The sequence below is a fragment of the Streptomyces sp. NPDC045955 genome (assembly GCF_056430805.1).
Genome location: NZ_JBWKKY010000017.1, coordinates 125389 through 138272, shown reverse-complemented (window position 1 = coordinate 138272; position 12884 = coordinate 125389). Strand labels below are relative to the sequence as shown.

General features: G+C 70.2%; 11 protein-coding genes and 1 pseudogene. 5 read left to right on the top strand and 7 right to left on the bottom strand.

Annotation, left to right across the window (positions count from 1 at the left end):
* Positions 1-113: 113 nt before the first annotated feature.
* Positions 114-704, top strand: a complete 591-nt coding sequence (locus AC07F0_RS30140; RefSeq protein ID WP_436728320.1) for an isochorismatase family protein — start codon at positions 114-116, stop codon at positions 702-704.
* Between the two features lie 44 nt (positions 705-748).
* On the opposite strand, the gene AC07F0_RS30135 is transcribed toward AC07F0_RS30140, so the two are convergent.
* Together AC07F0_RS30135 and AC07F0_RS30130 are read right to left on the bottom strand one after the other, a co-directional pair.
* Positions 749-1093, bottom strand: a complete 345-nt coding sequence (locus AC07F0_RS30135; RefSeq protein ID WP_436728319.1) for a hypothetical protein — start codon at positions 1091-1093, stop codon at positions 749-751.
* A gap of 134 nt (positions 1094-1227) precedes the next feature.
* Positions 1228-3585 carry an immune inhibitor A domain-containing protein gene (locus AC07F0_RS30130; protein ID WP_478983183.1) on the bottom strand — a complete coding sequence of 786 codons (2358 nt, stop codon included), beginning with the start codon at positions 3583-3585 and terminating at the stop codon, positions 1228-1230.
* 443 nt (positions 3586-4028) lie between these two features.
* Here AC07F0_RS30130 and AC07F0_RS30125 point away from each other — a divergent pair, with 443 nt between their 5' ends.
* Positions 4029-4301, top strand: coding sequence for a hypothetical protein (locus AC07F0_RS30125; protein ID WP_478983182.1), 273 nt, complete (start codon positions 4029-4031; stop codon positions 4299-4301).
* 44 nt (positions 4302-4345) lie between these two features.
* On the opposite strand, the gene AC07F0_RS30120 is transcribed toward AC07F0_RS30125, so the two are convergent.
* Positions 4346-5041 carry an RDD family protein gene (locus AC07F0_RS30120; protein WP_478983181.1) on the bottom strand — a complete coding sequence of 232 codons (696 nt, stop codon included), beginning with the start codon at positions 5039-5041 and terminating at the stop codon, positions 4346-4348.
* A 118-nt stretch (positions 5042-5159) separates the two neighbouring features.
* Complete coding sequence (locus AC07F0_RS30115) at positions 5160-6890, bottom strand: RDD family protein (RefSeq protein ID WP_478983180.1); 1731 nt, start codon at positions 6888-6890, stop codon at positions 5160-5162.
* A gap of 242 nt (positions 6891-7132) precedes the next feature.
* Here AC07F0_RS30115 and AC07F0_RS30110 point away from each other — a divergent pair, with 242 nt between their 5' ends.
* A complete protein-coding gene (locus AC07F0_RS30110) occupies positions 7133-7543 on the top strand; it encodes an SsgA family sporulation/cell division regulator (RefSeq protein WP_478983179.1) in 411 nt (136 codons plus the stop codon).
* A gap of 13 nt (positions 7544-7556) precedes the next feature.
* Here the strand turns inward: AC07F0_RS30110 and AC07F0_RS30105 are convergent, their stop codons facing one another.
* Positions 7557-8978 carry an FAD-binding oxidoreductase gene (locus AC07F0_RS30105; protein ID WP_478983177.1) on the bottom strand — a complete coding sequence of 474 codons (1422 nt, stop codon included), beginning with the start codon at positions 8976-8978 and terminating at the stop codon, positions 7557-7559.
* 91 nt (positions 8979-9069) lie between these two features.
* Between AC07F0_RS30105 and AC07F0_RS30100 the strand changes: the two genes are divergently transcribed.
* On the top strand, positions 9070-9453 hold the full coding sequence (locus AC07F0_RS30100) for a hypothetical protein (RefSeq protein WP_478983176.1): 384 nt from the start codon (positions 9070-9072) through the stop codon (positions 9451-9453).
* 199 nt (positions 9454-9652) lie between these two features.
* On the opposite strand, the gene hppD is transcribed toward AC07F0_RS30100, so the two are convergent.
* On the bottom strand, positions 9653-10798 hold the full coding sequence (hppD, locus tag AC07F0_RS30095; RefSeq protein ID WP_478983175.1) for a 4-hydroxyphenylpyruvate dioxygenase: 1146 nt from the start codon (positions 10796-10798) through the stop codon (positions 9653-9655).
* Positions 10799-10922: 124 nt separating this feature from the next.
* Between hppD and AC07F0_RS30090 the strand changes: the two genes are divergently transcribed.
* A complete protein-coding gene (locus AC07F0_RS30090; protein ID WP_478983174.1) occupies positions 10923-11408 on the top strand; it encodes an Lrp/AsnC family transcriptional regulator in 486 nt (161 codons plus the stop codon).
* Here AC07F0_RS30090 and AC07F0_RS30085 read toward each other — a convergent pair.
* Positions 11405-12680: pseudogene (locus AC07F0_RS30085) on the bottom strand (RNA-guided endonuclease InsQ/TnpB family protein). The gene AC07F0_RS30090 and the pseudogene AC07F0_RS30085 sit on opposite strands and share 4 nt — an antisense overlap.
* Positions 12681-12884: the final 204 nt, after the last annotated feature.

Here is a 12884-nt window from a genome sequence, read left to right as displayed (position 1 = left end):
GCGGTGTGCCGCGATGCGCCGAGCCGTGCCCCCTCCCGTCTTCTCCGCCATGTCAATAGGCTCGGAAGTTCACCGGCCGGGCTTGCCGACCTCATAGCCGAAGGACACCGACCATGCGCCGCGCCTTGATCGTCGTAGACGTGCAGAACGACTTCTGCGAGGGGGGCAGCCTCGCGGTGGCCGGCGGTGCCGACGTGGCTGCCGCCGTGACCGAGCTGATCGGCCAGGCGGCCGGGTCCGGCTACCAGCACGTCGTGGCCACCCGCGACCACCACATCGCCCCCGGAGGCCACTTCTCCACCAACCCCGACTTCGTCCGCTCCTGGCCCGCGCACTGCGTCGCCGGCACGGAGGGCGTCGGCTTCCACCCGAACTTCGCCCCCGCCGTCGCGTCCGGCTCCGTCGACGCCGTCTTCGACAAGGGCGCGTACGCGGCGGCGTACAGCGGCTTCGAGGGCGCGGACGAGAACGGCACGCCCCTGGCCGACTGGCTCCGCTCCCGCCAGGTCACCGAGGTCGACGTGGTCGGCATCGCCACGGACCACTGCGTCCGCGCCACGGCCCTGGACGCCGCGAAGGAGGGCTTCCGCACCCACGTCCTGCTCGACCTCACGGCGGGCGTGGCCCAGGAGACCACCGAGCGGGCCCTGGAGGAGCTGCGCGAGGCGGGCGTGGAGCTGTCGGGCAAGCCGGTCGTCCAGTGACCCCGTAGCCCGGAAGCGCCTGGTAGCCCGGGAGCGCCTGGGGGTCAGGTCTGGGCCGTCGGGCGGCGCAGGAGGGCCCTGATCGGGCGCCACAGCTCCAGGGCGAGGTCCGGGCCGGCAACGACACCGTTGTCAGGGGCCGTGCGCCATATCAGGCCGTCGGGGTGGTGCAGGACCGCCGTGATCTCGTCGGGGGACGGCGGCGCGGCGTTGCCGCGCAGGTAGACAGCGCGCAACCCCAGGTTGCGGAGCCTGGTCAGGGCTCGGGCGCGGTTCACCGCGTGGACGAGTACGCGGACGGAGCCCGGGCCGTCGGCGGCGGGGCTGGGCAGGTTCAGCGCCACCACCACGGTGCCGTTCGGCAGCTTGCAGAAGCCTCCTGCGGCCATGCGGTCATACCCCCGTGTCGGTCGGTGTGTCGGTCGGTGTCAATAAGAGAACCACAGGACGCACCTAAACACGGATCGGCGGTGACCCGCCAGGGGGTCACCGCCGATCATGCTCTGACCTGGTAAAACGTGTCTTACTTCGCCGCGGGGCCTACTTCGAGCTCGATCGTCGAGCCGTCCTTGGCCTCCTTGGTGATCTTGATCTTGGTGTTGGTGTCAGTGATCTTGACACCCCCGGTCGGGTTCGACTCGTCGTAGTAGTCGTTCTTCCGGTCGTTGAAGACCGAGACACCCTTCGAGCCCGGGATGTACTTCGCCACGTCCGCCTTGTGAAGCGTCATGCCGTCGGTGCGGTAGAGGCTGAACGGCGAGTCGTAGGACTGGATCCGGTTGCGCATCAGTGTGCCGTCGGCCCACTTCAGCGCGTCCGGGTGCGAGTCGATCGGCAGGACCAGACCGGTGCCCTTGTGCTGGCTGGTGTTGTTGTCCGCCTGGGAGGTGTCCCACTTCCAGATCAGCAGACCGTTCTGGTACGGGTAGTGCTCGACCCAGTCCGGGCGCTCCGTGAAGCCGAAGTTGTACGGGCCGACCTTCAGCGTCTTGTCGTACGACACGTACTGCCGGTTCTCGGCGATGTAGTACTGCGCGTAGTCCTCCGTGAAGGATCCACCGATCCGGGTGAAGCCGTTCGCCTTCCAAGCCGCGTCCACGGTTTCGGCGTTGTCGGAGAAGACGGGGCTGCCGTCGGCGGTCACCGTCACCGAGTCGGCCGCGAAGCCCTTCTTCGACACACCGCTGTCCGTCGCGTAGCGGAAGCGAAGGTCGATCTTCTTGCCCGCGTAGGCATCGAGCGGATAAACGAGCTTCTGGTACGAATCGGCCGTACCGTCCAGCGCGGGGTTGTCGCTGCCGTCCCGGCTGATCGGCTTACCGTTCGCCGTACCGTCTATCGCCGTCCAGTTGGCGCCGCCGTCGGTCGACACCTCGGTGTAGAGGAAGTCGTACTTCTTCTCGGTGTCCCACCAGCCGTCGAGGCTGAGGGTCGCCGAGGACTTGCCCGTGAGATCCACGGAGCGGGCGAGCGTGTTCTTCAGGTTGTTGCCGCTTCCGCTCCACCACTGGGTGGCGCCCTGGGCCGGGGTGACGAGCTCGGTGGTCACCCGCTTCTTGGGCAGGTCGACCACCAGGGCCTGCTTGTGCTTGGTGTTGTACTCGGCCAAGCCGAGCTTGTGCCAGGAGTTGACTCCGGCCTTGGCCTTGTCGTAGTTCAGCCAGCCGAGCTGGAGCTTGTCCCAGGCGGTCATGTCGCCCGGCAGGTCACCAATCTCCTTCTTGCCGGTGCCGAGCCAGGAGCCCGATGACATCAGGGTCCAGAAGCCGGTGGAGTTGTCGCCGCCGCCGGTGGTGTCGTAGTGGTCCGGCAGGCCGAGGTCGTGACCGTACTCGTGGGCGTAGACGCCGAGTCCGCCGTTCTCCGGCTGGACGGTGTAGTCGCCGACCCAGATGCCGGTGTCGCCGATCTTCGCGCCACCGAGCTTGTTGTTCTCGGGGCCGGTGGCGCCGGCGTCGGTGCCGAAGGCGTACCAGCGGTGGGCCCATATCGCGTCCGTGCCCTGGGCGCCGCCGCCGGCGGACTCATCCTCTCCGGCGTGCACGATCTGGAAGTGGTCGATGTAGCCGTCGGGCTCGTTGAAGTCGCCGTCGCCGTCGAAGTCGTAGCGGTCCCACTCGTCGAACCGCGCGACGTCCGCCTTGATCTGGGCGTCGGTCCTCCCCGCTGCCTTCTGCCGGGAGACCCAGGCGTTCAGACCGTCGCTGACGACGTTCCACACGCTCGAGCAGTTGGTGTCACCGCAGGCGTTGTTGCCGTAACGGGCCTCGTTGTACGGCACCTTGACCCAGTCGGAGACCTCGCCGTCGACCGAGTAACGCCCGGAGGACTGCTTCTCGTAGTAGGTCTTGACCGAGTCGACGCCCTTGCCGGAACCGAAGTACAGGTCCTGGAAGTAGTCCCGGTCGTAGTCGGCCCTCCACGCCGTGGAGTTGTCCTTCTTGCGGTCGGGCTTGGGTATCGCGTTGTGCAGCGGGCCCGGGGTGCCGCCGTAGCGGCTGTCGACCTTGTCGCCGAACTCGACCAGGATGGTGAAGATCTTGTCGGTCTTCTCGCGGCCGAGCTCGACGTACTTGCTGTCGCCCTTCTTGCTCTTGAGCTGGACGACCTTCGAGCCTTCACGCTTTGTGATCTTGGACTTCCCTGATATGACCTGCTCTAGCGCCTCCTGCCGCTGGGCCTCCTGAGTCTTGCTCAGCGGGCCTTCGAGGTCGTGCTCGCCGTGGTGGCGATCCGCCGGGTCGTGCTGGTCCACGGTGGTGGACCTGGGAGCGGAGGTGTCGTCGGCCTGGGCCACGCCGTATGCGGAGACGGTGGCCGTGGCCGCCGCGAGGGCCACGCCTATGGCGGCGGCTCTGAACGTCCAGGGTCTACTGGTCACTTGAGTTCCTCCCCCGCGTTCGAGCGCGCGGAAGGAAGGGGTCCTGGTCGTGGAAGGCCCGCGCGCGCGTGATCAACGCGTGTAGTCAAGTGACGACATTTGACTAGAGGTTTAGAAGAAAAGACAGACCTTGACTTGGACAGGTCAATTGCACTATGCGGAGTCGACGTTCGTTTTACGGACAACCGATCCGGTGCCCGACGGACACCTGCCCACGTCCGACGGGCACGTGCCACCGTCCGGTGGGCGCGCGCATATGTCCACTACCTGGACGCCATGACTCCGTGCGCCCCCTGTGCTCCGGCCCTGTTGATTAGGTCACGCTTACCGCTCGTTCCAGTCGGGCACCCTGGCGGTTAGAGTCGCTTGGCGGAACGCCCGGAAGCCGGCGGAATGCCAGGCCGACACCGCCGTGGACCCCCACTTTCGAGGACATGATGGCCATGCCCCGTCCGACTGCCGCACAGCTCGCCTACGGTTCCTGCACCGTGATCCTCTCGACCCTCGCCATGCTGCTGCTGTCACAGACGAGTTCGGGCGTGGGCATCGCGATCATCGCCGTCGCGGCGCTCGCCCTCGGGCTGCTGGTCGCCATGACGGTGCCGCTGCCCGGGAAGCGCCCGGCCGCGGTGGAACAGCCCGCGCCCCAGGAACCCGTACGGGCCCCGGTCGCCGCATCGGCTCCGGAGCCGATGCGGGAGCGGGCGGTCTCCTGACCTCCCACTGCCCCTTGTTTACCTCCGGTTGATACGTCTGTGCCTCAATTGGTGCTGACCACGACCGTTTTGGCCGCCTTGTCGTGCAGACCCTGCTTGTAGGGCCGGTCGAAGAAGCTCCAGCCGCCCGAGATCGCGGTCCAGACGCAGGCGCAGCAGAAGGCGAACGGGATCCACAGCACCGCCGCGCGCATCAACGCGTTCTGCACGGAGGGCGTGGCGCCGTCGTCGAGGTTGGCCACGCGCATGTGCAGCAGCTTCTTGCCGAGGGTCTGGCCGGTCCGCGCGGTCAGGAGGGTGTCGTAGGCGATGTAGAGGACGGCGGCGACCCCCGACTGCCAGAAGGACTTGCCGACCTCGATGCGGTCGCTGTCCACGTCGTACTCGTTGACGCCGAAGCCCCACGTGAGCAACCAGACGACGACACCCACCAGGATCATGTCGATGATGCGGGCGAGCGTGCGCTTGCCGCTGTCGGCGAGCGGGGGCATGCCGGCGAGGGGGTCGGTGGGATAGGAGCCGCCGCCATAGGGGGAGCCGCCGTAGGGGCCGCCGCCGGGAGGTCCTTCGTAGGGGCCTTGGCCGCCGCCGGGCGGGGTACCGCCGGGGCCGCCGCCCGGGTAGCGCGGGTCGTAGGGCGAGCCCGCGCCCTCGCCGGGCTGCTCGCCCGGGGGCCGCTTCCTGAACGGATCGTCTTCCGGGGGCTGCTGACCGGAGCCGGGGGGCGGTTCACTGCTCATGGCCCGAGTCGACCGCGAACCCTCCGGCTCCGCATCCGGCAGACGGCCGTCCGAGGTACGGATTCACCTGATGCCGCGGTAGTACGCGGCCGTCCCGTGCCGGACGTAGCCGTGCTGCTCAGCCGGCCACGAACGTGTGCGCGGCCTTGTCGTGCCAGCACTGGCGCCACGGCTTGTCGAACAGGCACCAGGCGATGCCGATGATCCCGACGACGAGGAGTCCGGGCACGCTGTAGACCAGCCAGCGGCGCAGGGCCGCCCCGAACTCCGGGGTGTCGTGGCCCTCGATGTCCCGCACGTCGAGACCCATCAGCTTCTTGCCGAGGGTGCGGCCCCACTTGGCGGTGGGCAGCACCTCGCAGACGACACCGACGAGCAGCAGGACGGCCAGGACGATGCCGAGGTACGCCGACGTGGTGCCGTCGAGCAGCCAGACCGTGACGGTCTCGCCGGAGAGCTTGGCCTCCTCGATCTTCTCGTTGACGTGATCGACCGCCTTGATGCCGAGCGGTACGGCGGCCCCGGCGGTGACGCCGGCGAGGACGAGGGTGTCCAGCAGCCGGGCGGCCAGCCGCTTGCCGAGCCCCGCGGGGCGGGCCGACGCCTGGCGCCGCGCGGCCGCCTGGAAGATGTCCTCGGTCGGCGGCTTCCAGGGCGCGACGGGCTGGTCATCGCCGCCCGCCCCGGCGAGCCGGTGCACCTGCTGTGCCCAGGAGGACTGGCCGCCGCCGGGACCGGCGCTGAGGGGCGTGGCGGAGGCGGCGGGGCCGGGCTGGGGCCCGCCGGACTGCGGGGGCACGGTGGGCACCGCCTGAGGCCCGGACAGCGCCGGCGGAGCGGCCGGGGAAGCCTGGACGCCGGGGTCTGCCTGGGCGGCGGCGCGGGCGGCGGCGGCCTTCCCGGCGGCGAAGCCGGGGCGGTTCGAGGCGTCACCGGAGGCGCCCGCACCGCCCTGCGCGCCGAAGGCGGGTCCCGCCGGACCGCCGGCCGGACCGGCCTGGGCCCCGAAGCCGGGACCGGGCGCCGCCCCCTGAGAGCCGAAGCCAGGCCCTGCCGCATTGCTGCCGGATCCGCCCGGCCCGCCCGGCGCACCGAACCCGGAGCCCGCCGGGCCGCTGCCCGGACCGCCGGAAGCCGAGGCCGCGGCCGGGCCCTGACGCGGCGGCACCGCGCGGAACGTCATCGTGCCCTCGTCGGGGGCATCGGCGGAGGCCGCTCCCCCGGCCTTCCCCGTCGGACGGCGGAAGACGAACGTGCTGCCGGCGGCCGCGGCGTTCGCCTCCTGGTCGGCCGCAGACGGTGGTTCCCCCTGCCGGGCGGACTCGCCGGGCGGCTGCCGGTCGGCGTGCGCCACCCTCGGGTCGGCACCCTGCTGGCGTGCTCCCTGCGGAGCCGCACCTTGCTGGGCTGCTCCCTGCTGAGCCGCTCCTTGCTGGGCCGCTCCCTGTGCCCCCTGCGGTGCGCCCCACGAGACACGACGGTCCTGGTCGCCGCCGAAGCCCGTCTGGCGGGAGCGGTCGGCGCCCCAGGCGGTCGCGGGTTCGGGACGGCTGCCGTGCTGGGCGTCGGCAGGTGACGGCTCGTCGGCCGGGTCCTCGTCGAAGAAGTGCGGACCGGTCTCCTCGACCGAGCCGGAGGCGGAGCCGGCGGTGCCGGGCTGTTCCGCCCCGGCCCCCGACCCCGCGCCGGGCGGCGGCGCGAGCGTCTCGCCGTCCTTGGGTGCGGGACGGCTGGTGCCCGGTACCCAGGAGGCACCGTTCCAGTACCGGACATATCCAGGAATGGACGGGTCCGGGTAATAACCTTCGCGGGGCCTGTCGTCACCGGGGGCCGGGGTTGGGGCGCTCATCTCCGTCGTCCCGTATCTGCTCGAGGGCCAAATGGGGGCCTCCACATCTATCAGACGTGCGCAAGCCCCACCGCCGCTCCCACCGGACCCACCCCTTTCGAGCACCGATGTGCTACGCATCGCGCGGCCCGGCGCCCCCTTGCGAAAAAAACTTCCGGCAACGCGCGTAATGCCGCCGCCCCGGCGCGCTCTCTCCTGCCGACCGGCCCTCAGGGCAGCCGTGCAGAGAAGGGAACACCGCCATGCGCACCGTGGTGGAACGCGAACTGGAGCTGAAACTCGTCCTGTCGCCGCAGCGCCGGATCCCGGTGCCGACCAGACTCGGGTACGTCACCGACGATCCGTACGCCGTCCACGTCACCTTCCACTTCGACTCCGCGCACCCGGTGCACTGGACGTTCGCCCGGGACCTGCTGGTGGAGGGCGTGTTCCGGCCGTACGGGCAGGGGGATGTGCGGGTGTGGCCGACGAAGGCGGAGGGGCGCAGCGTCCTGCTGGTGGCGCTGACCTCACCCGACGGGGACGCCCTGCTGGAGGCGCCCGCGGCCCCGGTGGCGGCCTGGCTGGAGCGCACGCTGCGGGTGGTCCCGCCGGGGACGGAGAGTGAGCAGCTCGGTCTGGACGACGAGCTGGCCGAGCTGCTCGCGCAGTGAGGACGCGCGACCTTCAGAACAGCTTGCCCGGGTTGAGGATGTTCAGCGGGTCGAAGGCCTGTTTGACGGCCCGCTGCATCTCCATCCCGACGGGGCCGATCTCGCGCGCCAGCCACTCCTTCTTCAGCACGCCGACGCCGTGCTCGCCTGTGATGGTGCCGCCGAGTTCCAGGCCGAGGGCCATGATCTCGTCGAAGGACTCGCGGGCGCGCCGGGACTCGTCGGGGTCGGCCGGGTCGAAACACACCGTCGGGTGGGTGTTGCCGTCCCCCGCATGGGCGACGACCCCGATGGTGAGCCGGTACTTCTCCGCGATCCGGTCGACGCCGTCGAGCATCTCGGCGAGCCGGGAGCGGGGCACGCACACGTCGTCGATCATCGTCACGCCCTTGACCGCCTCCAGCGCGGTGAGCGACAACCGGCGCGCCTGGAGGAGCAGTTCGGACTCGGCCGCGTCGTCGGCCGGGACGACCTGGGTGGCGCCGGCGGCCTCGCACAGCGCGCCGACGGCGGCGATGTCGGCGGCCGGGTCGGTGGTGTCGAAGGCGGCCAGGAGCAGGGCTTCGGTGGTCTCCGGGAGGCCCATCTGTGCCAGGTCGTTGACGGCCTTGACCGTCGTACGGTCCATGAGTTCGAGGAGTGACGGGACGTGGCCGCCCTCCATGATGCGGCACACGGCGTCGCAGGCGGCGGCCCCGGAGGCGAACTCGGCGGCCAGCACGAGCTGCTCGGGCGGCTTGGGACGCAGGCCGAGCACGGCCCGCACGACGACGCCGAGCGAGCCCTCGGAGCCGACGAACAGCCTGGTCAGGTCGTACCCGGCGACGCCCTTGGCGGTGCGGCGGCCGGTGGACATGAGCCGCCCGTCGGCGAGGACGACGTCCAGTCCGAGGACGTACTCGGCGGTGACTCCGTACTTCACGCAGCACAGACCGCCCGAGGCCGTGCCGATGTTGCCCCCGATGGTGCACATCTCCCAGCTGGAGGGGTCCGGCGGGTAGTACAGGCCGTGTTCGCCGACGGCCCGGGACAGGGCGGCGTTGATCACGCCGGGCTCGACGACGGCGACGCGGTCGACCGGGTTGATCTCCAGGATGCGGTCCATCTTGGTCAGGGAGAGCACGATGCAGCCGTCGGAGGCGTTCGCGGCGCCGGACAGTCCGGTGCGGGCGCCCTGCGGCACGACCGGGACGCGCAGGGCGGTCGCGGTGCGCATCACGTGCTGGACCTGCTCCACCGTGCGGGGCAGGACGACCACGGCCGGGGCGCCGGCCGGGCAGAAGCTCGCCATGTCATGGGCGTAGGAGGCCGTGACGTCGGGGTCGGTGAGGACCGCCTCGGCGGGCAGGCCGCCGAGCAGGAGGTCGACGAGGTTGCCGGTCGCTGCGGTGTCCGCGCCTTCGGAGCTGGGCGCTTCGATACGGCTCATGATCACAGGTTCGCACCCGGGGCCATCGGTGTGAACCCGTCGGCGGCGCCCTTCGCCTGCCCGGGTGTGGTCGTCGTACTGACGCACAGTGAGCGCCATGGAGAACCAGCGGAAGCCCCCTGAGGGCCGCTTGCGCACCCGGCGGGTGGTGCTCGCCTCCGTCGCGGGGTGTGCCGTGCTCGGCGGGGTGCTGGTACTGCTGCCGTGGGAGCGGCCCGCCGAGCCCGCTCCGCCGTCACCGGGGGCGCGGGCCATGGCGGCGGTCGGCGCCGGGGTGCCGGCGGCGCTGCCCGGCCTGGCGGAGCTGATCGACGAGCGGGAGCTGGAGCGGTACGGGGCCGCACGACGCCACCTCGCGGAGGCGCTGCGGATCAACCCGCACTTCTCGCCCCTGCATGCGCCTGCGGCGCGGGCGGCTGTGGAGGCGCTGGGTGAGCCGCCGGACGAGGGGGTGCCGGTGATGGACGGGGAGCCCGGCTGAATTCGGCGCCGCCGGACAGCGCAGTCGTGGTGGCGCCTCGTCGCGGCGGCCACGACACCGCCGTCGCCTGATCCGGCCGCGGCGGTGTCGTGGACGCCGGCACGGCCCGGCGGTGCCGGACCGGCCGTGGGCTCCCCGGGCATCCGCCGGGCGTGCGGGTGCCCCGTGACACCCGCACGAGCTCGGAGGGGCGATCGGATCACAGGTTGCCGCGGCGGGCCTGCTCGCGCTCGATCGCCTCGAACAGGGCCTTGAAGTTGCCCTTGCCGAAGCCCATCGAGCCGTGGCGCTCGATGATCTCGAAGAAGACGGTCGGGCGGTCCTGGACCGGCTTGGTGAAGATCTGCAGCAGGTAGCCGTCCTCGTCACGGTCGGCGAGGATCTTCAGCTCGCGCAGGGTGTCGATCGGGACCCGCGTCTCGCCGACCCACTCCCCCAGCGTGTCGTAGTACGAGTCGGGGGTGTTGAGGAACTCCACGCCGGCCGCGCGCATGGTGCGGACCGTCTGGACGATGTCGTTGGTGTTGAGCGCGATGTGCTGGACGCCCGCGCCGCCGTAGAACTCCAGGTACTCGTCGATCTGGGACTTCTTCTTGGCGACGGCCGGCTCGTTGATCGGGAACTTGACCTTGAGCGTGCCGTCGGCGACGACCTTCGACATCAACGCGCTGTACTCGGTGGCGATGTCGTCGCCCACGAACTCCTTCATGTTCGTGAAGCCCATCACCTTGTTGTAGAAGCCGACCCACTCGTTCATCCGGCCGAGCTCGACGTTGCCGACACAGTGGTCGATCGCCTGGAAGGTGCGCTGCGCGGGCGGCTCGACCATCGGCTGGGCCGCCACGAAGCCGGGCAGGTACGGGCCGTCGTAGCCGGAGCGATCGACGAGGGTGTGGCGGGTCTCGCCGTAGGTGGCGATGGCGGCCAGGACGACCGTGCCGTGCTCGTCCTTCAGCTCGTACGGCTCGGCCACCGAGCGGGCACCGTGTTCGAGGGCGTAGGCGTACGCGGCGCGCGCGTCCGGCACCTCGATGGCGAGGTCGACGACGCCGTCGCCGTGCTCGGCCACGTGCCGGGCGAGGAAGTGGCCCCAGTCGCTGGACGGCTTGATGACCGAGGTGAGGACGAAGCGGGCGGAGCCGTTCTCCAGGACGTAGGCAGCGGTCTCGCGGCTGCCGTTCTCCGGCCCGGAGTAGGCGACCAGCTTCATGCCGAAGGCGGTGGAGTAGTAGTGCGCCGCCTGCTTGGCGTTGCCCACGGCGAAGACGACCGCGTCCATTCCCTTGACCGGGAAGGGGTCGGCCTGCCGGGCGGTGTCGGGAGTGTGGTGTGTGGTCTGCGTCATAGCCGCAGGGTCTCCCCGCTCGGCAAGGTGCGCAATAGTTTGCTTTTCCGCTGGGCAATCTGTTCAGCAATACGGCCGTATCGACGGCGCTTCTGTACAGGATGACCATGCCAGGGAGGCTGCTGTGGCGATCGATCATCTGGACGGCCGGATCATCCTGCTGCTGGCCCGGGAGCCGCGGATCGGGGTGCTGGAGATGTCGCGCCGGCTCGGCGTGGCCCGGGGCACCGTGCAGGCGCGGCTGGACCGGCTTCAGTCGAACGGAGTCATCCGCGGCTTCGGCCCGGAGGTGGACCCGGCGGCGCTCGGCTACCCGGTCACGGCGTTCGCGACCCTCCAGATCCGGCAGGGCCAAGGCGCCGACGTACGCGCCCACTTGGCGTCCGTGCCCGAGGTGCTGGAGCTGCACACCACCACCGGCAGCGGGGACATGCTGTGCCGGCTGGTGGCCCGCTCGAACGCCGATCTCCAGCGTGTGATCGACCGGGTCGTCGGTTTTGATGGCATCGTCCGGGCCTCCACGGCGATCGTCATGGAGAACCCCGTTCCGCTGCGGATCATCCCGCTGGTGGAGCAGGCCGCGGAGGAGACGTCAACTACCCGGGACTAAGGTCCCGGGCTTGCACAACGGGCATCACTGGCTGTGATGCTGCGTTTGCGTCCAGCCCCACCCCGGGATGCCCGGGGTCGGGCGGGGGCCGTTGACTGGGCCCCGCGTCGCCACAACTCCCACGCGCGGGCGCGGATGTTGCGGGAGCCTCCCCCACTCTCGGCTTCGCTCGAGCGGGAGGTGCCCCCATCGGTCTGCGTGATCAACGAATCCGCAGTTCCGGCATGCGAAGAAGGCCTGGGAGACCCGGTTCGCCTTGTCGATGTGCCCGCATTCGGCGCAGGTGCGCGAGGTGTACGCCGGGTCGACGTGCACTACTGGCACCCCGGCCTTGCGGGCCTTGTACGCGACGAACTCTCCGAGCTGGTGAAACGCCCAGGAGGAGTGGGTGGCCCGTTGGGGCTTGCGAAGCCGTACCCGCTCACGGATGCCCGTCAACTCTTCCAGGGCGATTCCGCGACCGGTGCGTTCTGCCTCGGCCACCACATGCTTCGCGATCTTGTGGTTGATGTCCTTCGCCCGCCGCGCCTCCTTGCGCCTGCGTTTCTTCAGGCGCCGTTTCGCGGACGGGGTGTTCTTCTTCTGCAGTTTGGTGCGCAGGCCGCGCTCACGGACCCGGACGCGGTTGAGCTCGCACCCGGCCATGATCTCGCCGTCGGATGTGGTGGCGATGTTCACGATGCCCAGGTCGATGCCGAGGAAGTCCGCCGGAGCCGTGTTCAGCTCCGCCTCGGGGACCTCGCAGGTGGCGCTGAGGAACCACATGCCGTCGCGTTCCAGCAGGTCGGACTCGCCCTTGCGGCACAGGGCGAGCGTGGCGAGCTGCTCCACCGAGGCGGTGAAGGCCACGTTCTTGACGCGCCCCGACGTGGTCCAGACCGACACCGTGCGCTCGGCGATCTGTACGAGAGCATCCGGTCGTCGTAGGGCTGGGCGCCCTGGGGGCGGAAGGCGAGAGGCTTCTCGGTGGCCTTGCGGTAGCGCTTCGCGCCGGGCTTGCCGAGGTTGCCGGCCTTCAGGTTCGCCTTCAGCGTGGTGTAGGCGTCACAGGTCTTCTTGATCACGCGCTGGGCGGCCTGCGCGCCCGGGCTCCACCTCGACTTCACCTCGTCGTAGGTGTGCTTGCGCAGGGGGGAAGTTCTTGAACTCCCCGCGCTCGAAGGCGATCTCACTCACCCAGGTGGCGGCCTCGTTACAGGCTCGCAGGGTCGCCTCAAGCGCCGCCGCCTGTCCGGGCGTCGGCTCCAGTTTGACCTGCACCACCAGTTTCACGATCACTGATCGTAGGCAAACCGTACGAGATGCCACCACGCGTTCGGCCGCGTTCATCACATCGAGTGACTCAACCGACCACGCGCTCACATCACCCGACCGCTCCCCGGCCGAGCCGACACAGTGATGCTGCGGCGCTCCGCGCCGCAGCCACGGGGACGTGATTCCTCCCGGGCGTAAACGTCCGGGGTGCCTCGCAAGAAT

Bases quoted from the DNA above. Each gene is read 5' to 3' on its own strand.
- AC07F0_RS30140 (WP_436728320.1), top strand. From the start codon at position 114: ATGCGCCGCGCCTTGATCGTCGTAGACGTGCAGAACGACTTCTGCGAG.
- AC07F0_RS30135 (WP_436728319.1), bottom strand. From the start codon at position 1,093: ATGGCCGCAGGAGGCTTCTGCAAGCTGCCGAACGGCACCGTGGTGGTG.
- AC07F0_RS30125 (WP_478983182.1), top strand. From the start codon at position 4,029: ATGCCCCGTCCGACTGCCGCACAGCTCGCCTACGGTTCCTGCACCGTG.
- AC07F0_RS30120 (WP_478983181.1), bottom strand. From the start codon at position 5,041: ATGAGCAGTGAACCGCCCCCCGGCTCCGGTCAGCAGCCCCCGGAAGAC.
- AC07F0_RS30115 (WP_478983180.1), bottom strand. From the start codon at position 6,890: ATGAGCGCCCCAACCCCGGCCCCCGGTGACGACAGGCCCCGCGAAGGT.
- AC07F0_RS30110 (WP_478983179.1), top strand. From the start codon at position 7,133: ATGCGCACCGTGGTGGAACGCGAACTGGAGCTGAAACTCGTCCTGTCG.
- AC07F0_RS30100 (WP_478983176.1), top strand. From the start codon at position 9,070: ATGGAGAACCAGCGGAAGCCCCCTGAGGGCCGCTTGCGCACCCGGCGG.
- hppD (WP_478983175.1), bottom strand. From the start codon at position 10,798: ATGACGCAGACCACACACCACACTCCCGACACCGCCCGGCAGGCCGAC.